This window comes from Rhizobium sp. WSM409 (genome assembly GCF_057653825.1).
The window spans coordinates 201,433-220,887 of record NZ_JBYGKP010000004.1; the positions used below are offsets into that span (position 1 = coordinate 201,433).

15 protein-coding genes and 1 pseudogene are annotated in these 19,455 nt (G+C 61.0%); 7 read left to right on the forward strand and 9 right to left on the reverse strand.

The features are described 5' to 3' along the window. Positions 1-6: 6 nt before the first annotated feature. The 6 genes from AC25BC_RS31885 to AC25BC_RS31910 are packed head-to-tail and all read left to right on the forward strand — an operon-like array spanning position 7 to position 6,604. A complete protein-coding gene (locus AC25BC_RS31885) occupies positions 7-1,044 on the forward strand; it encodes an NAD-dependent epimerase/dehydratase family protein (RefSeq protein ID WP_128407790.1) in 1,038 nt (345 codons plus the stop codon). Then, the gene (locus AC25BC_RS31890) at positions 1,044-1,952 is read left to right on the forward strand and encodes an allantoinase PuuE (RefSeq protein ID WP_128439541.1); all 909 of its coding nucleotides are present in this window, start codon (positions 1,044-1,046) and stop codon (positions 1,950-1,952) included. Before AC25BC_RS31885 ends, AC25BC_RS31890 begins: the two co-directional genes overlap by 1 nt. Then, positions 1,945-3,636, forward strand: coding sequence for a thiamine pyrophosphate-requiring protein (locus AC25BC_RS31895; RefSeq protein WP_128439542.1), 1,692 nt, complete (start codon positions 1,945-1,947; stop codon positions 3,634-3,636). Before AC25BC_RS31890 ends, AC25BC_RS31895 begins: the two co-directional genes overlap by 8 nt. 17 nt (positions 3,637-3,653) lie before the next feature. Continuing rightward, entirely contained in the window at positions 3,654-4,988 is a 1,335-nt protein-coding gene (locus tag AC25BC_RS31900) for a dihydroorotase (RefSeq protein ID WP_128407789.1), read from the forward strand. A gap of 10 nt (positions 4,989-4,998) precedes the next feature. After that, the gene (locus AC25BC_RS31905) at positions 4,999-5,772 is read left to right on the forward strand and encodes an SDR family NAD(P)-dependent oxidoreductase (protein ID WP_012760383.1); all 774 of its coding nucleotides are present in this window, start codon (positions 4,999-5,001) and stop codon (positions 5,770-5,772) included. A 46-nt stretch (positions 5,773-5,818) separates the two neighbouring features. After that, on the forward strand, positions 5,819-6,604 hold the full coding sequence (locus AC25BC_RS31910; RefSeq protein ID WP_128439543.1) for an SDR family oxidoreductase: 786 nt from the start codon (positions 5,819-5,821) through the stop codon (positions 6,602-6,604). Positions 6,605-7,109: 505 nt separating this feature from the next. Here AC25BC_RS31910 and AC25BC_RS31915 read toward each other — a convergent pair. The 7 genes from AC25BC_RS31915 to AC25BC_RS31945 form a co-directional block, all read right to left on the reverse strand. Then, positions 7,110-9,353: a glycoside hydrolase family 95 protein gene (locus AC25BC_RS31915; protein WP_128439544.1), complete on the reverse strand. Its 2,244-nt coding sequence runs from the start codon at positions 9,351-9,353 to the stop codon at positions 7,110-7,112. Positions 9,354-9,355: 2 nt separating this feature from the next. After that, positions 9,356-10,453, reverse strand: coding sequence for an ABC transporter ATP-binding protein (locus tag AC25BC_RS31920; protein ID WP_012760380.1), 1,098 nt, complete (start codon positions 10,451-10,453; stop codon positions 9,356-9,358). Positions 10,454-10,490: 37 nt separating this feature from the next. Then, positions 10,491-11,525 carry a LacI family DNA-binding transcriptional regulator gene (locus AC25BC_RS31925; RefSeq protein WP_003554807.1) on the reverse strand — a complete coding sequence of 345 codons (1,035 nt, stop codon included), beginning with the start codon at positions 11,523-11,525 and terminating at the stop codon, positions 10,491-10,493. A gap of 140 nt (positions 11,526-11,665) precedes the next feature. Next, on the reverse strand, positions 11,666-13,717 hold the full coding sequence (locus tag AC25BC_RS31930; RefSeq protein ID WP_128439545.1) for a beta-galactosidase trimerization domain-containing protein: 2,052 nt from the start codon (positions 13,715-13,717) through the stop codon (positions 11,666-11,668). Between the two features lie 4 nt (positions 13,718-13,721). Beyond that, positions 13,722-14,543, reverse strand: coding sequence for a carbohydrate ABC transporter permease (locus AC25BC_RS31935; RefSeq protein ID WP_003554805.1), 822 nt, complete (start codon positions 14,541-14,543; stop codon positions 13,722-13,724). Beyond that, a complete protein-coding gene (locus AC25BC_RS31940) occupies positions 14,540-15,499 on the reverse strand; it encodes a carbohydrate ABC transporter permease (protein WP_017997307.1) in 960 nt (319 codons plus the stop codon). The genes AC25BC_RS31935 and AC25BC_RS31940 overlap by 4 nt, the downstream gene beginning before the upstream one ends. Further along, entirely contained in the window at positions 15,499-16,806 is a 1,308-nt protein-coding gene (locus AC25BC_RS31945; RefSeq protein WP_017997306.1) for an extracellular solute-binding protein, read from the reverse strand. The genes AC25BC_RS31940 and AC25BC_RS31945 overlap by 1 nt, the downstream gene beginning before the upstream one ends. A gap of 118 nt (positions 16,807-16,924) precedes the next feature. Between AC25BC_RS31945 and AC25BC_RS31950 the strand changes: the two genes are divergently transcribed. Continuing rightward, entirely contained in the window at positions 16,925-17,764 is an 840-nt protein-coding gene (locus AC25BC_RS31950) for an SDR family NAD(P)-dependent oxidoreductase (RefSeq protein ID WP_012760375.1), read from the forward strand. 60 nt (positions 17,765-17,824) lie between these two features. On the opposite strand, the pseudogene AC25BC_RS31955 reads toward AC25BC_RS31950, so the two are convergent. After that, positions 17,825-18,333: pseudogene (locus AC25BC_RS31955) on the reverse strand (MFS transporter); the annotation flags it as partial. Positions 18,334-18,377: 44 nt separating this feature from the next. Continuing rightward, on the reverse strand, positions 18,378-19,409 hold the full coding sequence (locus AC25BC_RS31960) for an aldo/keto reductase (RefSeq protein WP_017997305.1): 1,032 nt from the start codon (positions 19,407-19,409) through the stop codon (positions 18,378-18,380). Between the last annotated feature and the right edge of the window lie 46 nt (positions 19,410-19,455).

Here is a 19,455-nt window from a genome sequence, read left to right on the forward strand (position 1 = left end):
TTTGAAATGACCCTTCTTGTCACCGGGGGAACCGGCTTCGTCATGAGCGTCCTTGCGCGGGAATGGCTCGAACGCGATGCCAAGGCGCGTGTCGTCATTCTCGATCGCGCCGGCCTTGATGCGATGGCGGAGCGCTATTTTGCGCCGGTCCGCGATCGACTGACCGTGATCACGGCCGACATTTGCGAGCCCGCCCAATGGGAAGCGACACTCGACGACCACGATATCCGCTACGTGGTCCACGGCGCCACCGTCACCCCCATCTCGCGCGGCAGTGCCGCCGAGGCAAAGCGCCAACCCGAAGCCGAAGATCCCGCCAGGATCGTCGATATCAATTTCATGGGCACCGTGCACATTCTCGAATGGCTGAGAAAGCGTCCGGGCTTTCAACGCCTCGTCTTCGTCAGTTCGGGCTCGGTCTACCGTCATCACGGGCCGGACTGGACGGGCGAACCGCTTCCCGAAGACGGCTATGTTGCACCGCTGACACTCTATGGCATCTCCAAATTTGCAGCGGAGATGGTGGTCAACCGCTACGCTGATCTTTTCGGCCTGTCGGCGGCCTCCGTCCGGCTTGCATCGGTTTATGGGCCGATGGATCGGGTCACCGGCAGCCGTAATTTCCGGCATGTTCCGAACCGCGTCGCCCATATGGCGCTTGCAGGGGAGACCGTGCGGCCGAATAGCCTGGAACCTGTTGGCGACTATGTCACTTCGACGGATGTGGCCGGCGCAATCATCGCGCTGCTTCTCGCAGAGCGCCTGCGTTATCGGCACTACAATATCGGAAGTGGCGGGACTTCGACCATCGGCGACATCATCGGCTGGGCAAAGGAGCGCGCGCCTTCCCTGCAGGTCGAAGTGAGCCCTGCGGAAACCGCCAACGTCATCCAGGACCTTTCACTGAAGGACGGCATGTGGGGAGCCTACGACATCGCCCGGATCGCGCGAGACACGGGCTGGCAGCCACGCAGCGCCAGGCAGTCGTTCCACGACTACATGGATTGGATCGTCGAGAACGAAAATCAGAGCGAGGGAAAGTGATGAGCGCTGGTGCAAAAGATCAATTGCGCGATTTTGTCGGCTATGGCCCGAACCCCCCGGTCATCTCCTGGCCAGGCGGGGTCAAGCTGGCGATCAACCTCGTGCTGAACTACGAGGAGGGCGCGGAGTATTCCTGGCTCGAGGACGGACGAAACGATAATTGGGGCGAGTACAATATTCCCAACAGCCCGCCGCTGCGCGACCTCGGCACCGAGACCCATTTCGAATACGGCAGTCGCGCAGGCGTCTGGCGCCTGGCTCGCATGTTCGACCGTTACGATATTCCGGTAACGATCTCGGCCTGCGCCGTTGCGCTGGAGAAGAACCCGGCTGTCGTCGATTGGATGAGTGCCCGCGGCCACGATCTGCTCGGCCACGGGCTGCGCTGGAGCGAATATTCCGGCATGCCGCGCGATGAGGAGGAGCGGCAGCTTCACGAAGCACTGGCCCTTTATGAGAAATTGACCGGCACAAGGCCGATGGGTTGGAATTGCCGATCCTTTCCAAGCGTCAACACCCGTGACCTGATCGTCAGGGAAGGCGGCTTCCTCTATTACTCGGACCCCTGCAACGACGATCTTCCGTATTTCCTCGATCACGAGGGTACGAAGCTTCTCGTCGTGCCCTATTCGAAGACGCTGAACGACAGCCGCTATCTGATCGCGCCCGGCTACAGCAATCCGCGCGATTTTGCCGAGGATTGCCGATCGGCGATCGACTACATGATCGGCGAAGCCGACGAGACAGGCGGGCGTATGCTGACGATCGGCGTGCATGCCCGCTGGATGGGCCAGCCTAATCGCGCCTCGGGTCTGCGTGACGTGATCGAGCACGTCAAGAAAGCGCCAGGTGCGGCCTTCATGCGGCGCCAAGATATTGCCCGTTACTGGATCGATCATCATGGCTGACGGCACGCATGCACTGCCGAATGACCATTTGCCCGCCGAGGCGAAAACGATGAGCGGCGCCGAATATGTTGCAGGGGTCCTGAAGGAGGAAGGCGTCAAGCAGATCATTGGCTTTCCAGCAAGCGAGCTTTTCGATGCCTCAGCGGCGCTTGACATTCCGCCGCTCATTGCGCGGACGCAGCGTGTCGCCGTCAATATCGCAGAGGGCTATGCCCGGGCGACGGCCGGCAGGGAGCTTGCCGTTGTCACTGTGCAATATGGCCCGGGAGCCGAAAGTGCATTTGCCGGCATTGCCCAGGCTTTCAACGACCGCGTACCGATGCTGTTCTTGCCGACCGGCTACCCGCGCGGATCAGAAGCCATCGCCCCGAATTTCGAATCCCGCCGCAACTTTCGGCACATTACCAAATGGTGCGAGGCGGCAACGCAGGTCGATGATCTGCCCAAGCTCATGCATGCGGCGATATCGCGTGTCAGGAATGGGTCGCCGGCGCCGGTCCTGCTCGAATTGCCTGTCGATCTGCTGGCCGAAAGGCTTGATGCTCTGCCGGCGGATCATCGCCGACCGCGCCGCAGCGTACCGCAGGCCGGTGATCGTGAGGTGGTCGATCTGGCCAAGAGCCTGCTGGCCGCCAAAAATCCCGTTATTCTCGCGGGGCAGGGAGTGCTGTCAGCCTCGGCGACGCCGGAACTGATCGAGCTTGCCGAACTCTTGAACATTCCCGTCATGACGACGCCGAACGGCAAGAGCGCTTTTCCCGAAGACCATCCGCTTGCTCTCGGAACAGCCGGGCGTGCCCGACCCGCGACCGTCGACCATTTTCTAGCAAAGGCCGACGTGGTGTTCGCGCTCGGCAGCAGCCTGACGCGCTCCTACTACATCCTGCCGATCCCCGAAGATAAAACCATCCTTCATGTCACGCTCGACGATGCGGATCTCGGCAAGGACTATGCGATCGCCCAGGGTGTGGTCGCAGATGCCGCCTCGGTCCTGAAACAGATGATCGCACTGATCCGTCGCGATCACCTGCCTCTCGGCGAACGTCAGCAGCCGGCGGCGGAAATCGCTGCCGTTCGCGCGGCTTTCATGGAAAAATGGATGCCGCTCCTGACGTCGGGCAGCACGCCGATCTCACCTTACCGTGTCGTCTGGGAGATCATGCAGGCGATCGATCCGAAGACCTCGATCGTCACACACGACGCCGGCAATCCGCGCGACCAGTTCTGCCCATTTTATGTGGCAAGCACACCCGGCGGCTACATCGGTTGGGGAAAGACCACCCAACTCGGAAGCGGCCTAGGCTTTGCGATGGGGGCCAGGCTTGCTCGCCCCGATGCGACCGTCGTCAATCTGATGGGAGAGTCCGCGTTCGGAATGGTCGGCATCGACTTCGAAACTGCGGTCCGCTGCAATCTGCCTGTCTTGACCATCGTGCTGCGCAACAACGTGCTCGGCGGCTACGCGAAAAGCATGCCGATCGCCACCACGAAATACGGCGCGAATCGGGTAACAGGCAGTTACGCACCGATCGCGGAAGCTCTCGGTGGTTACGCGGAATGCGTCGTGGATCCGGAAATGCTGCGCCCCGCGTTGCTGCGTGCCCTCGACAAGGTCAAGGCCGGGCAGGCGGCGCTTATCGAGGTCGTCACGCACGAAGAGCCGCGGCTCGCGGGTCTATGGTAGGGGAGGCGAGGGCGACTATGTTCGACACGCTGATCACCGGCGGCATGGTCGTCAACGCAAGCGGTCAACTTCCTGCGGATATCGGCATTCTCGACGGAAGCGTCGCGGCCGTCCTAGCGCCTGGCGAGCCCGCCATGGCGCGCGGCTTCGTCAATGCGAGCGGCAAAAAGGTGCTGCCCGGCCTGGTCGATGCGCATGTTCATCTGCGCGAACCGGGAATGACGCAGAAGGAGGATTTCGAAAGCGGCACACACGCAGCGGCGCTCGGCGGCGTGACGACCATTCTCGACATGCCGACGGACGATCCCTGGACGGCGACTGCGCAGCAATTGTCGGATAAGATGGCGAGCGCGGCGGGCAGAATTCATGTCGACGTCGGCTTTCAGGCCGTGGTTTCAAAGAGTTATGACAGCCTGGAGGCCCTGCTTGCTTTGTCGCCGGTCTCTCTTGAACTGTTCACGGCTGACGTACCCGTCAACTATCGGTTCGATAGTCTGGATGCTGTCACTGAGACGCTGCGCCGGCTGGCGGGTACCGGCGCGGTGATAGGCGTTTCCCCCGGCGACCAGTCGATCCTCGAGGGAGCCGGCGTGCGGGAGCGCAGTGTTGGCGTTCCGGCATTTTTGGCCAGCAGACCGCCGCTCGCCGAAGCCGGCGGTATTGCACGCGCGGTACTGGCGGCGGCTGAGACCGGCGCGCGCGTGCATGTGCGTCAAATTAATTCGAGGCTCGGCGCCGAGACCTGGAGCCGTCTTCGGAGCATGGCTGATGTCACCGTGGAAACGACACCGCAGAACCTGTTCTTCACATCCGACGACTACGAGACGGAAGGTGCCCGGCTGAAAGGATCGCCTCCGTTTCGCGGTCGCGACGATGTCGCGGCCTTGCGCCGAGCGGTCTCTGAGGGCCTGATCACAATCATGGCGACGGATCATGCGCCGCACACCCCGGCCGAAAAGTCGGCAGTCTATGGATCTTTCGCAGATATTCCCGGCGGGATGCCGGGTCTTCAGACATTGCTCTCGGTGATGCTGGACCTTGTGGCGGAGAAGGTAATAGGGCTTTCGGATCTCGTGCGGATCTGCGCCTACAATCCCGCTCATCGCTTCGGACTTGGACGTTCGAAAGGCTCGATTGCCGTCGGCAGCGATGCCGACATTCTAATTGTCGATATGGACCGACCGACTGTCATCACCAATACCGAGCAGGCCTCCCGTGCCGCCTATTCACCATTTCACGGCAGGCGCACGGCCGGCCGGTTGACCGACGTCTTCCTGCGCGGCGCACGCATCGTCAAAGACGGAACGCTTATTAATCCCCGTCGCGGCCAAGTCGTCCGCAGGACTGCATAAAGGAATGCCGATGCCTTTGCTCGACAGGAAAATTGCGATTGTCACCGGCGCGAGCTCCGGCCTCGGCCGGGCGATCGCACTTCGCTACGCCGAAGAGGGCGCGGTCGTCGTGATCGCCGACGTCTGCGAGGCTCCGATCGAGGGGGGTGAAACGACCCTTTCCTGCATCGTTGCGGCAGGCGGAGAGGGCATGTTCGTAAGGACCGACATCTCCAACTGGGCTGACGTCGATGGGCTGGTCTCACAAACGGTGAAAGAGTTCGGTCGGCTCGACATCATGGTCAACAATGCCGCGATCTATACCTCGACCAATCTCCTTGAAACCTCGCCCCAACAATGGGATAGGGTGATCGCCGTCAATGTCACCGGGTTCTTTTATTGCTGCAAGCGAGCCGCGCAGCAATTTCTGGCGCAGGAGCCGACCGGTGAAACGCGTGGCCGCATCATCAACATTTCATCGCAGCACGGCATGGTCGCTTGCCCTGGTGATTTCCCATACGGCGTCAGCAAGGGTGCAGTCGTACAAATGACCCGGCAAATTGCCGTCGACCATGCTGCGACAGGTATCGTTTGCAATGCGATTGCCCCCGGCAAGATCGTCACCGGCAAACCGGGTGTCGCCAACGATCCCGACGCTCTCGATTATTCGCGCCGTCGCACCCCTTGGCCGCGGCTCGGCGAGCCACACGATGTCGCGAGTGCCGCGCTTTTCCTCGCCAGCGACATGGCGAGCTACATGACCGGCGTTAACCTGATGGTCGATGGCGGCTGGATGGCGGGCTGATGATCACAGCGTATGAAGATCGCCAATAACGGAAAGGAAACGGACCATGGATCTCGGATTGAAAGGCAAGACTGCCCTGGTATTGGGCGCCGGCGGCGGGCTTGGCGGGGCAATTGCTAAAACGCTCGCCGTCGAAGGCGCGCGGATCGCGGTTGCAGATATCGACAGGGAATCAGCGGAAAAAAGGGTTGCCGATATCCGCACGGCTGGCGGCTTAGCGATGGCGCTTCAATGGGACCTTGCCGAACTCGGCGTGATCGAGCCCAATCTCGCCGCCATCGACGAGCAGCTCGGCTCGGTAGACATTCTTGTCAATATCACCGGCGGCCCGCCGCCGACGCTCGTTTCCGGTCAGAGTGCCGAGAGCTGGCGTAAATACTTCGACAGCATGGTTCTGTCGGTCATAGCAATCTCCGATGCCGTACTTCCCAGGATGCGTGAAAAGAAGTGGGGACGCATCATCACCTCGACATCATCTGGCGTCGTCGCGCCCATTCCCAATCTTGGCCTGTCGAATGCCCTGCGCATGTCGCTTCTCGGATGGTCGAAAACACTGGCGGGCGAGGTCGGTCGTGATGGCGTGACCGTCAATGTCGTCTTGCCAGGTCGTGTCGCCACACAGCGTATCGCCTTCCTCGACGAACAGAAGGCGAAGCGCGAAGGGAAGGCCGTCGAGGAGGTTTCAGCGGCAAGCACTGCATCGATCCCAGTCGGGCGCTATGGTGATCCGCAAGAATATGCCGATGTCGTCACGTTCATGGCAAGCAGGCGCGCCTCCTATCTGACCGGATCGGTGATCCGGGTGGACGGGGGGCTAATCTCAAGCGTGTGATTGCGCCCTGCCTTCGATTTCTGTTGACAAGCAGGGCCTTTGACTGAAATTTCGACTGCCTTGACTGCGAGAAGAAGCCATCGGTTGACCAGCGATGTTTGCTATGGCTTTAACTCTCAGTCATGGGCGGAGCCATTGAATTTCCAATGGACAGGCGCGGCTAACATATTTGATTGGCCGCATGCTCGCCGGGCGAGAGGCCGCTCCTCCGATGGCCTGTTGTCGCGAACGATGCGCCGCGCAGGCGCTGATTTGCATCACTTTTCAAGCAAGAGTGTTCTGACGCCAAACGATATGGGTCTCGGCCGTCTTTTTCAAAAGCTGCGTGACGCGATCAAATACAGCGTCGCCTGCAGCCTTCGGTCCTTGCGCTCGAGTGCCAGCACCATCTTTTCGAGTTCGACAATCTCGGCGACGTCCGGCGTGTAGCCGCCAAACCCGTCTCCGACAGATCGGACAACCCGTTTGCCGTACGAGCTCGGCCCAGCACGTCGTCCGCGCGGATTTAGCGGAACTCGCTTCCGCCGTCGAAAAAACTTTCGCCAGCGACGAGATCGACTTTGCGTTGCGTTTGGCCGAAGCGAAGGATCGAGCTGACATTGCGCGAGGCCGTGAGCCTAATCGTCAGCGGTTCGCCATCCTCCCAATCAAGGTCGAGCAGCATGCCGCCGCGAAGGCGCAAGCCACGGATACTGCCGCCCGGCCATGCCGTCGGCAACGCAGGGAGTAAATGGATTTCCCCCGGACGCGACTGCACGAGCATTTCCACGATGCCTGCCGCACCGCCGAAATTTCCGTCGATCTGAAAGGGCGGATGAGCGTCGAACAGGTTTTTGTAGCTTCGTTCCGGTGTGAGAAGCAGTTTCAGTACGTTATGAGCATGGTTGCCATCGCGCAGCCGCGCCCAAAGGTTGATGCGCCAGCCGATGCCCCACCCCGTCGCCTCGTCCCCGCGGATCTCCAGTGAACGGCGGGCGGCGGCGGCGAGGTCGGGCGTTCTGTCCATGTCGATCTGCCAGCTCGGGTAAAGGCCGTAGAGATGCGAGACATGGCGGTGATGCATCTCCGGCGCCTGCATGTCCCAGTCTTCGAGCCATTCCTGCAACTGGCCATTCGCGCCGATCCTGTCGGGCGCAAGGCGCGGCAGCACACGATCGATGTCGGCGACAAGCTCGGGCTCTCCACCGATTGAGACCGCGAGAGGGCGCAGGAGACCCAAAAAATCGCGGATGAGTTGGCTGTCCATCGCCGGACCGGCGCAAATCGACGCTCCGTACGGGTGGGCGTTTTCGGGTGAAAGCGATGGGTTCGTCACCAGATAATCCGTGCCGGGGAACGGAACAAGCACGTCGAAGAGGAAGTGCGCCGCCTCCAGGGCGATCGGAAATAGTCGACGTCGCATCGCTTCGGCGTCATCAAGGTAGTCGCATGCGTCCAGCAGCTGCGCCATCAACCAGATACCGCCCATTGGCCAGAGTCCCCACTTGGCGCCGTCGATCGGTCCCGTTGCGCGCCAGAGATCGGTATTGTGATGCATGACCCAGCCGCGGGCGCGATAGTGTACGTGTGCCATCACCTTGCCGGTCTCGGCAAGCTCTTCGGCCATTTCGACGAGCGGCTCGAGACACTCGCGCAGATTGGCCGGCGCCGGCAGCCAATAGTTCATCTGGAGATTGATGTTGGCTGTGTATTTGCTGCCCCAGGGTGGATCCGTTTGCGCATTCCAAATGCCCTGCAGATTGGCCGGTTGCGTCCCGGGACGCGACGAGGCAATCATCAGATAGCGGCCGAACTGGACATAAAGCGCTGCCAGCGCCGGATCATCGCCGCCAGCGAATCCAGCGATACGTTGGTCGGTTGGAAGCGACGCCGCAGGCGTCGATCCGAGATCAATGGCGAATGCGCTAAACAGTCGCCGATGCTCCGCGATATGGTCGTCGCGCAACGATACGAAATCGCGCGAAGCGGCTCTTTCAAGTCTATCGATGATATCGCGCTCGGGATGTCCCAACACGTCGTCGTAGCGCCTGAAGCTCGTCGCCGCGTCGAGAAAGACCAGAACCTCGTCAGCGCCTTCTACCGACAAGCCTCCCCCAGAAGCGTTCACCGTTCCACCGCTGTTGATAAGCCGGACGCCAAAGGCGAACCGGAGAGCGGCGGCAATGCCGGATTCCGCTTTGCCCTTCCCCGAAAAGCTCAACTGCGATCCCTCTCCTATGCTCATCTCTCCCTGCTGCGGACTGTCGATGGAGATCCGGCAGCTGATCGCGCGTTTCCGGTCAGCCGAGAGGCGTAGGACGAGCACACCGTCGACCGGCGACACGAAGGCTTCGCGCAGGTAGGCGATGCCGTTGGCGGTGTAAGACGAGGTAGCGATGGCGGTATCGAGATCGAGCGCACGCCGATACCCGGAGACACTCTCGGCGAACTTGAATTCGAGGCGGAGATCGCCGATCGGCTGGTAGGACATCTGCTTGATCGGCCGTGCCATCAGACGTTTTTCGGCCAGCGCCTCGGCGTCCGCATAATGGCCGTCGAAAATCAGCTGCCGCACGGTTCCCAGATGACCAAAAGCGTCTGGATTAACGGGCTGATAGGGACCGCCGGCCCAGAAGGTGGATTCGTTGATCTGCAGGTGTTCGCGCAGGGGATCGCCGAAGACCATGGCCCCGAGCCGGCCGTTGCCGAGCGGCAGCGCGTCCGTCCATAGCTGTGCGGGCGCATCGTACCAGAGAAGATGAGACGTCATGACTACCCCGCCGGAAGGGTGTTTGCCGGGCGCGCCCCGCGGATGCGCTCACCGTCCCCACCGAAGAGCAGGGCCCTTCGTGCGGGGAAGCCGGCGGTGACGCTTTCCCCGGGGCGGCGGATGGTCTCGGAGCGGTCCTCGATGATGACGGCCTGCCCGGAACTCAGCGTGCCATAGATGAAACGGGTGCCGCCGAGATTTTCCACCACGTCGACCTTGAGGTCAATTGCGCCGCCGGCATCGTCGTGTCCGGTGAAGTGCTCGGGCCGAATGCCGGCCTTGATCAAGATGTCGCCTTCGCCGTGCAAAAGGCCCGTCTTGAAGACAGCGCCGCAATCGAGCCTGACAACGCCATTGGGGTCCAGCGTGCCATCCAGGAAATTCATCCGCGGGGAGCCGATGAAACCGGCGACGAAGAGGTTGTCGGGGTCGGCATAGAGCGTATCCGGTGTCCCTGTCTGCTCGATCTTGCCTGCTCGCATGACGACGATCTTGTCGGCCAGCGTCATCGCTTCCGTCTGGTCATGGGTGACATAGATCATCGTTGCGCCGATGCGCCGGTGCAGTTTCGCGATCTCGACACGCATGGACACCCTGAGTTCAGCGTCGAGGTTCGACAGCGGCTCGTCGAACAGGAAGACGGCGGGATTGCGCACGATCGCCCGGCCGATGGCGACACGCTGACGCTGACCACCGGAGAGTTGCGCCGGCTTGCGCTTCATCAGCGGTTCTATCTGCAGTGTTGCCGCCGCAACGGCAACGCTGCGCTGGATCTCGGCCTTTCCAAGGCCCGCCATGCGTAGCGAGAAGCCGATATTCTGCTCGACGGTCATATGCGGGTAGAGCGCGTAGTTCTGGAAAACCATGGCCACGCCGCGCTCGATCGGATCGGCTTCGTTCATCCGCCGCCCGTCGATCTTGAGGTCGCCTGCCGTGATCTTTTCGAGGCCGGCGATCATCCGTAGCAGCGTCGATTTTCCACAGCCGGAAGGGCCGACGAACACCGTGAACGAGCCATCGTCGACGCTCAGATTGAGATTGCCGATCGCCTCAAAGCTCCCATAGGTTTTGTCGATATTCTGCAATTCTACGCTGGCCAAAATTTCCTCCCTTTGACCGCTTGGCAAGCAGAGCGCGTCAGGTGATCCGTCGCGTCGAGCCTCGCAGGATGATGTCGCATTCGAGAACGATGCTGTGCGTCGCGCCGCTCGAGGATTCCGTCAGGCGTTCCACGAGAATGTCCGTGATCTTTTCCGCAATGCCGGCGACCGGCTGGGCGACCGCGGTAATGCCAGCTTCGTAGAGCCGGAAGACCGCTACGTCGTCGAAGCTCGCCAGCGAGATATCGTCGGGCACGTGACGGCCGTTCTCCTTCAGCCAGCTGAGTGCCCCGACCGCCATGCCGTAATTGGCGGAGAAGATAGCTGTGGGTGGGCGCTCCAGCGACATCAGTCGCTTGGTCGCCTCGTAGCCGCCATCCATGCGCCAGTTGCCGCGCACTGCCAGGGAAGCATCCACGACGATGCCCCGCTCACGCAGCGCCTGCTCGTATCCGGCCAGGCGTTCGATGCCCGACGAATTGCGCGGGTCACCCGTCAGCATGCCGATGCGCGTATGGCCGAGATCGATCAAATGACTGATTAGGCGGTAGCTCGCGCGGTGGTTTTCGACCATCACCCGGTCAGCCGCGAGCCCACGCACGTCGTTATTGTAGAAGATGATCGGCACGTCATGTTCGATCAGGTCGTCCACCCGGTCATAGACTTCGGCCGTACCATCCATGATCAGCGCATCGACGCGCTGCGCGGCGAAAAAGTCCAGCGCTTCAGCAACAACGCGCGGATCGCCGCCATGGCAATAGGTCAGGAGCGCGCGACCAGTCGAGCGGACCGAAGTGGCCAGGTGCTCCAGCATGCGGGCATGAAACTCATCGAAGGTCGGGACCAGAAAGCCGATCATATGGGTTAGATCGGTACGGATAGACGCAGCCGCCGCATTTCGCCGGTAGCCGAGCTCCTGGATCGCCCGCTCGATCTGCTCGCGGTTCGAGCGACGGACCGTCTCGCCGTTGAGATAGCGCGACACGGTGCCGACAGCGACGTCCGCCACCCTGGCAACGTCGATGATCGTGGCTCCCCGCCGCCTTCCGGCCGTCCGATCCGTTTCATGCATTTCAAGCGGGCTCCTGCAGTTATTCATCGGATTGTGACGCGTTTTCGCGTCCATCTCCCTCGTATAGCCCGGCGCCTGGCCGCTCACCAGCATTGAGAGCGGCGGTGCGAAGTCTGACGCATGGAAGGCGTCGATCCTCATCACGCGCCTTCGAAGACCACGGCACTATGGATGCGCAGTCGTGGTACCGTGATGCTGATGGCGCCGTCTGGGCCGGCTTCCCAGGCCAGATCCTCTCCGGTCATGGCATCGAAAACCCGCTTCGGCTTTGCCGGCAACCGCACGCTGGCGTTAACCGGGCCGATCGCCGGGATGTCCTCGATCATTTCCATCACCCGTGTCGAGCCGTCATCGCCACGAACATCCTTGCCGCGGATCTGCGGCGGTCCGTAGAGAAGATGCAGGATGTGGCGATTGTGCCCAATCTGTCGGGTCAGCGTTGCCCGGCCGGATGAGGGAAGATCGGTAACCATCGCCGGATCGGGAACGAGACGATCGAGAAGCCCGCGAACAACATATTTATAGAGCGGCTGACCGATGGCCCGGTAAAGCCGAAAGATCGGGTAGGCGATATAAGCGGTGCCCCCATGCTCGGTCACGGCAGCGCCAAGCATCTCAGCGGCTGTATCGTCCGGAGCATGCTGGTGCGAGCAGAAATGTTTGTAAGACCGGTTGAAGTAGGAGGGGTAGATAGCGGCCAGCACCGTTGCGTCGACCGGGCGGACGGTTTCGGCTTCATCGTAGAAAACGAAAGCCGTTTCCGGCATGGACGGATCAAGGTCCTTGCCTGCCTTCACATAGCTCGGTTTGAACGCGACTGGCGTTGGCTGCCGCTCGATGCCGAAATCGACGGCAAACGCACCATCATCCCCGATGCCCGAATGCCAGGAGGCGATGATCTTGCCGCCACTGGCGAGATAGGCTTTCAGCCGCGACGCAAGCGCGGCATCGACCGGGATTTCGTCCGGCAGGATCAGCAGCCGGTATTCCTCGAAACGAGCGGAACGGTCGAGCACGTCGAAGGGCCGCTTCAGTTCCTGCAGCATCTGTGCCGCGCCATCGTCGCTCGGATGGTTGCGCGCGCCCTTGGGGTTCATATGCTCGGCCGACAATATGGCGATCTCGGAGACCTGCTTGGCTCCATGCAGAAACGGCTCCAGCTTTTCGACGCGTCGATAGGCCGGCGCGATCGAGGCATAGGTATCAGGATTGATGGCGCCGTTCGGATGCAGCTGGTCGCCCACCAGGCACTTCGATCCGAGCGCGATCATCTGCGCACATTCATATTCCAGTGCGTCAGGGTGCTTGAAACCGCCGAACTCGCCCCACGAAGTGTGGAACTTGCCTGTATGAGCCAGGAAATCCATGCCGAGCGTTGCCGCGTAGCGCGCGCTGGACGGAAAGTGATCGTAACCCCAACCGCCGGTCGGCAGGCTTTCGAGCTCGAGATGAGAATAGGTGGAAAAGCGCTTCGGGCCCTGCTTGTGGATATGTCCGCAATTGTAGAAGACGCGAAGATTGGGGAACTCCTTAAACAGCGCCTCGCTCGTTTCGCGGCGGAACTGTTCGTTGACGGCCTCGTCGTTCTTCAGCCGGTCCGCCGAATTTTCCGGATCGAGACCCTCGCACTGCATGCGCTCGATGCAAGCCGGGCAGACACAATCCGGCGTGAGGATGATATCGAAGAACAGACCCTGCGTGGGATAGCTTTGCGCGACTTCGCGCGCCTGGTCGAGAATGTATTTCCGTAGGCCGGCATGGTTGAGGCAGAGCGTATGCCACGCCGGGCTGAGCTGCTTACCCGCCGAAGGGTCGTCCGGACGGTCGTGGTGGTATTGGTTCGACGCGGTCATGGCGCGCCATTCGGGATGTTCGCGCGCCGTCAGCTCGTCCCATTGTACCGATATATAGATCGGGCTTTCGATATCGGCTGCCGACAGCGCCTTCACCATGTCGCCGAGGAGGTCCGGGCGGGCCAGCCGCGGATGCGGCTTGCCGACCTTGGTCGGATAGTAGGACCAGCCGTGATGGCACTTGGCGAAGATCGTAATCGAGTCGACATGCGCCGCCTTCAGCGTTGAAACGAAGATATCCGGATCGAAGTCGGCGCCGATGCCGGGAATATGTTCCGACGTATGGAAGTCGAGATGGATCTGGCGGTAGCGCAACGGCTTGTTTGTGGTGTTCGGCATGGTCCTATTCCTTTGCGCCGGTGCGGGTTTGAGAGCCGGCGGCGAACTGACGTTGGAAGACAAGAAAGACGAGGAGGGGAACGATTGTCGTGATGATCGCCGCCACCGAGCGCAAGTCCCAATTGATCTCGTAGCTGCCGGAGATGCGGGCAAGCAGCACGGGCAGGGGTATGTCGTTGCGCAGGAAAAGCATCGGCAGCAGCAGGGCGTTCCAGGTCCAGAGGAACTGCAGGATTCCGACGGCGAAGATCGGCGACAGGCTGTTCGGCAGTACCACATGACGGAAAGTCGCAATCGGTCCGCAGCCGTCAATCTTGGCGGCTTCCACTAGTTCGCGCGGGAAATCCTCGAAGAAATTTTTGACGAGGAAGATCGACCAAGCAAAGGACATCCCGACATAGGGAATGAGAACGGAGAGAATGTTGTCGATCAGCCCGAGATCGCGCCACAGCGTGAAGAGCGGAATGATGACAACCTGCTGCGGCAACACGAATGCGTTGATGATGATGATCAGCAAGATGCGGCGGAACGGGAAATTGAGGAAATGAAAGGCGTAGGCCGCCGCCGGCGTCAAAAGCATCGTCAGCGCCGTCGCGATCCCCGCTGTTTTCATCGTCACCCACATGGATTGGGACAGCGGATATTTGTCCCAGACGCGGTGCCACGCGTCGAAGGTCAGATCGAAGCGCTCGAAGTGCCACCAGCCAAGCGAGACGCCCTCGGGAGGACGCAGGGAGGTAACAACGATACCGACGATTGGGATGACCCAGATGCAAGCGATGATGCCGACGAAGATGACAATCCAGCGGGGAGCCTTGCCGATCATTTCGCACCTGCCGTTCGCTGGATGATGGCGGGGATCGAGACGATGAGCACGGCCAGCAGCAGGATGACGGTCGCGGCGGCGCCATAGCCCAGTTTGAACTGGGTCATGGATTCCCGGTACATGAAATAGCCGACCGTCTCGGTTGAGCGCACCGGTCCGCCGCCCGTCAGGATGTAGATGATGTCGAAGGCGCGCAGCGAACCCAGAAGATTGATGAAAACCGCGACACGCACGCCGGGCATCGACAGCGGCATCATGATATGGCGCATGGTCGAGAGCGGCTTGGCGCCGTCCATATAGGCTGCCTCGAGCACGGATTTCGGGATTGCCTGGATGGCGGCGAAGATCAGCATTAAGGGCAAGCCCACGCCGCTCCACGATGCGGCTATGATGAGCGCCCACAGTGCGGTATTGGCGTCACCGAGCCAAGCATGCGAGAAGCCGGAAAACCCGAAAAGCTGAATCAGCGAATTGAGCAGGCCGCCGGCATCGGCCCTGTAGATGCCGATCCACATGTAGCCCGAAACTGCCTCCGAAATACCGAAGGCGGCAAAGATCATCACGCGGAACGGCAGCGTCTGTCGTGGCGCGAACGCGCACGTCATTGCCAGAGCCCAGCCAATCGAGACGGAAATCACCGTCGTCCCGATCGTGAAGATCAGGGTCGTTAGCAGCGTGCTGCGAAAGGCGGCGTCCGAAAACAGCCGCACATAATTGCCGAAGCCGATGAAGGAAGGCTTCCGCAGGCCCTGTATGTCCCAGAAGCTCAAGCGGATAGTCTCCACCAGCGGATAGACGACGGCGACGGCAAAGAGCACGATGACGGGTGCGATCAGGATCAATGCGGCGGGCGTGTCCCTGAGCAGACGCCGACTGCCTTGAATGCTGACCGCCAGCGGGGAAACCTGCGTCACGCCCGCCGCCTCCCGCGCCGGGGAAGCGGAGGTGCCGGCCATCAGTAGGATCCCTGGGCCTTGGTTTCGATTGCCGCAAGGACGGTATCGATATTGGCAGCCGAGGGATCCTGGAGAAATTTCTGCAGTTGCACCCGATATTCATCGACGAGATCGCCGGGCAAGAGATCTCCGAGCACGAATTGCAGCTTCGAGCTTGCGACCGCTGATGTCGCCACCTTCTGCGTCTCGCCATAGAGCGACGTGTCGGTATTGCTGCTTGGTGACGCATAGCCGTTCTTGGCAAGAATGTTGGCGGCCTCGGCGCTTGTCCAGAAATCGAGGAAGGCGTCTGCTGCCTTCGGATTGGGGCCGTTTGCCGTGACGAGCAGTTCCTTAGTATCGACGCTCGACGTGTCGTCATGACCCATCCCGAGGGCGGGGAACTGGAAGAGACCGTAATCCTTACCTTCGGTGAGTTTGTAGTCGTTCTTGGCGCGGTTATTCATCCACATGCCGATCAGCAGGTAATTTTTGGCATTCGCCTGGAAGATTTGGTCGGCTTCCCCGTCCCAGTCGTTGGCGAGCATGCTGTTCGGCGCTCCGCAGCAGCCCGCGGTCAACATTTCGGCATATTTTGTAAGCGCATTCTTCACGGCCGGATCGGTCCACGAAATTTCGTGCGCGCCTAGCTTCGAAGCCGTCTCGACGCCTGCCGTTCTCAGCAGCAGCGTTTCAAACCATTCGGCATGCGCCCAGTATTTGCCGGGAATAGCGACCGGAGCCGCGAACCCAGCTTTCGTAAGCTTCGCAAAGCTGGCGACGAACTCGTCCCAGCTCCTCGGCGGCTCGGTGATGCCCGCCTTGGCAAGGTGCTCCTTCTTGTACCAGATGCCGGAGCGGTCGCCGAAGGTGTAGGTCAGGCCATAGGTCTTGCCGGCTATAGCGCCGAGATCCTTCCAGGATTGGCTGATGAGCCTGTCCCAGCCGAAGGACTTCCATTGGTCGTCGATCGGCCGCAGCATGCCGGCATCGAGCAATTCCTTCCGGAAGGCCGGCCAGGTGTTGTAGAGAACATCGACCACTTCGCCGCCCATGAGTGCCGTGCGGATGCCACCGCGCATGTCTCCTTGGCCGGTAATGGCAACTTCCCTGATCGTCACTTTCGGATATTTCGCGGTAAATGCAGTCTGGATCTTATGCATCATGTCGAGCTCGGAACCGCCGAGCCAATTCAGCACCACAAGTTCGCCACTGACGATATCCTGCGCTTTGGCGCTGCCCGCCAACGCCATCAATGCGGCACCTCCCGCACCCGCAAGCAGGGTGCGGCGACGTATCTCATGCGTGAATCCACTGCTGTTGGTCATGTCACATCCTCCCAAACGTTGACTTTGCCATTCGCACTCAATTTAGTTGAAACGTTATCATCTATCTTGAAACTAGCAAGGGTTTATCTGATAGTGCTGCAAAACATAGGAGCATAAAATGACCCGGCTTAAGCACAGTGTAGCGGTCGTCACCGGTGGCGGTAGAGGAATCGGTCGGGAGATCGCCCTTTGGCAGGCGCGAGAAGGCGCCAAGGTCGCAGTGCTTGCGCGAACCGCCACTGAGATCGAGGAAACAGTCTCGCTGATCGAAGATGAGGGCGGGCAAGCGATCGCTGTGACGACCGACGTCACCCAATACAGCGCCGTCGAAAACGCTTTTGTCCGGATCGCATCTGAGTTCGGTCCGGTTGATACGTTAGTCAACAATCACGGTTCCTTCCAGGCTTTCGGACCAATATGGGAGTGTGATCCTGTTGCCTGGTGGCGGGATGTGGAGATCAACTTGCAAGGGACGTTTCACACCTCCCGCACGGCTTGTTCGACCATGTTGGCGCGCGGCAGAGGCCGGATCATCAATCTCGTTGGCGGAGGGACGGGCAACAGTTTCCCGCACGGTTCTGGATACGCATCGAGTAAAGCAGCGATCATGCGGCTGACCGAGTGTCTCAATGATACGACGATCGCTCATGGCGTACGCGCCTTTGCCGTCGACCCGGGGCTCGTACGCACCGACATGACGGAAAAGCAGTTGTTTTCGGAGGCAGGCAAAACTTATCTGCCCGCCATCCAGCAGCTCTTCGACGATGGCATCGATATCCACCCTTCTCGAGCTGCACTTCTTATCGCGGACATCGCCGCCGGCCGTTTCGATGTGCTTGCTGGTCGCCTGTTGCGCGGCGTCGACGATCGAGATGTGCTCGAAAAGGAAATGGACGCTTTGGCTGAAGCCGATGGAAGGGCATTGCGCTTCAGCGCGATAGAGCAACAGAAACTCTGATGGCGATGAAACGGCGCCGAGCAGCAGCAGCGCTACCTCCGCCGGCAGCCCGGAGCGCCGGCGATCTGTGCGTTGGGCGGCCGCCGAGACAGCGAGAGGATAGACCGCGTGCAGCCGGCGCCCATCAAGGCAAAGCCCGCCAGCGCGACATAGGGATGCGGCGCCGCCGACACGGCGCAGATGCCGATGGCCGAAAGAACAAGCAACATCGTGGCGACGGGGCGCGCGCCAAACCGATCGACCAGCGGATCGACGAACAGGCGCGCCAGCGCCATGCAGAAGATAAAGAGCGTCAATCCCAGTCCGCCAATGAAGGGCTCGACCGAAAACACATCGCGCATATAGATCGCCGACCAGTCGATCCCGGCGCCTTCGACGAGAAAGGCCGCGATGCCGATCACGCAGAGCGGCATGAGGCCCCAGGTGGGAAGCGCAACCAGCGGTGCCTTGCCTTCATGCAACGCGATCCGCGCCAGCGTATGCCGAGGACAACAACCCCGACAAAGGTCACGGCGAGATGGAGTTCCATCGAAATGCCCGCGGACGACCGATGAGAAAAGCGCCGTGACGAGGCGAACCGGACGGCGGCTCGGCCACCGTCCCAGTCCACGAACTACCGCCCACCCTCGATCTTGCGATGGCGCTGGTTGATGCCGCCCTTGCCGTAGGGATAGTCGAGTGGCTGAGGCGCGCTCACCTCGTTCAGTCTTGCCATCTCGTCGTCGGAGAGTTTGAGCTTCATGGCGCCGAGATTGTCGGCGAGCTGTTCCGGTGTGCGGGCGCCTAGGATCACGGAGGTGATCGCCGGCTGCGCCGCCGTCCAGGCGAGCGCCACCTGCGCCATGCTGACACCATGCACCTTGGCGATCTCTTCGACGACAGCGATGATCGCCCAGGTTCTCTCCAGCGCATTGCGCGGCGCATAGGATTCGCCGCCGCGATTGGGGTTTTCACCGAGGCGGGTGGCGCCGGTCGGCATCTCGTCGCGCTTGTACTTGCCGGTCAGCCAGCCGCCGCCGAGCGGTGACCACGGCAACAGACCCATGCCGGCATCCTGGCAGGCCGCGACGATCTCGAGTTCGATGTCGCGCACCAGCAGGTTATATTGCGGCTGCAGCGTCACCGGACGGGTATAGCCGCGCGCCTTGGCGATCTCCGAGGCCTTGGCAATGTGCCAGCCGACATAATTGGAGAAGCCGTAATAGCCGATCTTGCCGGAGGATACCGCATCATCGAGGAAACGCAGCGTCTCTTCGATCGGCGTCAGCGCGTCCCAGGCATGCATCTGGTAGAGGTCGATCTGCTCGAGGTCGAGGCGGCGGAGCGAATCGTCGAGCGCCTGGCTAAGATGCCGACGCGACAGGCCGATATCATTGGGTCCGTTGCCCATCGGAAAGCGTCCCTTGGTGGCGACGATCGCTTGGCGGGCCTCGGTCGGGCGGGCCTTCAGCCAGCGTCCGATGATCTCTTCCGACTTGCCGGCGCTGTAGACATCGGCGGTATCGATGAAATTGCCGCCCCAGGCGAAATAATCGTCGAGCAGCTTGTGCGAGGCGGCCTCGTCGGCCTCCGCGCCGAAGGTCATGGTGCCGAGGCAATAGGCGGTGACGACGGTCCCGCTGGGACCGAGCTTGCGATAATCCATTTTTTCCTCCTCTTTGAACACAACCGCGGCATCAATGGCGGCTGTC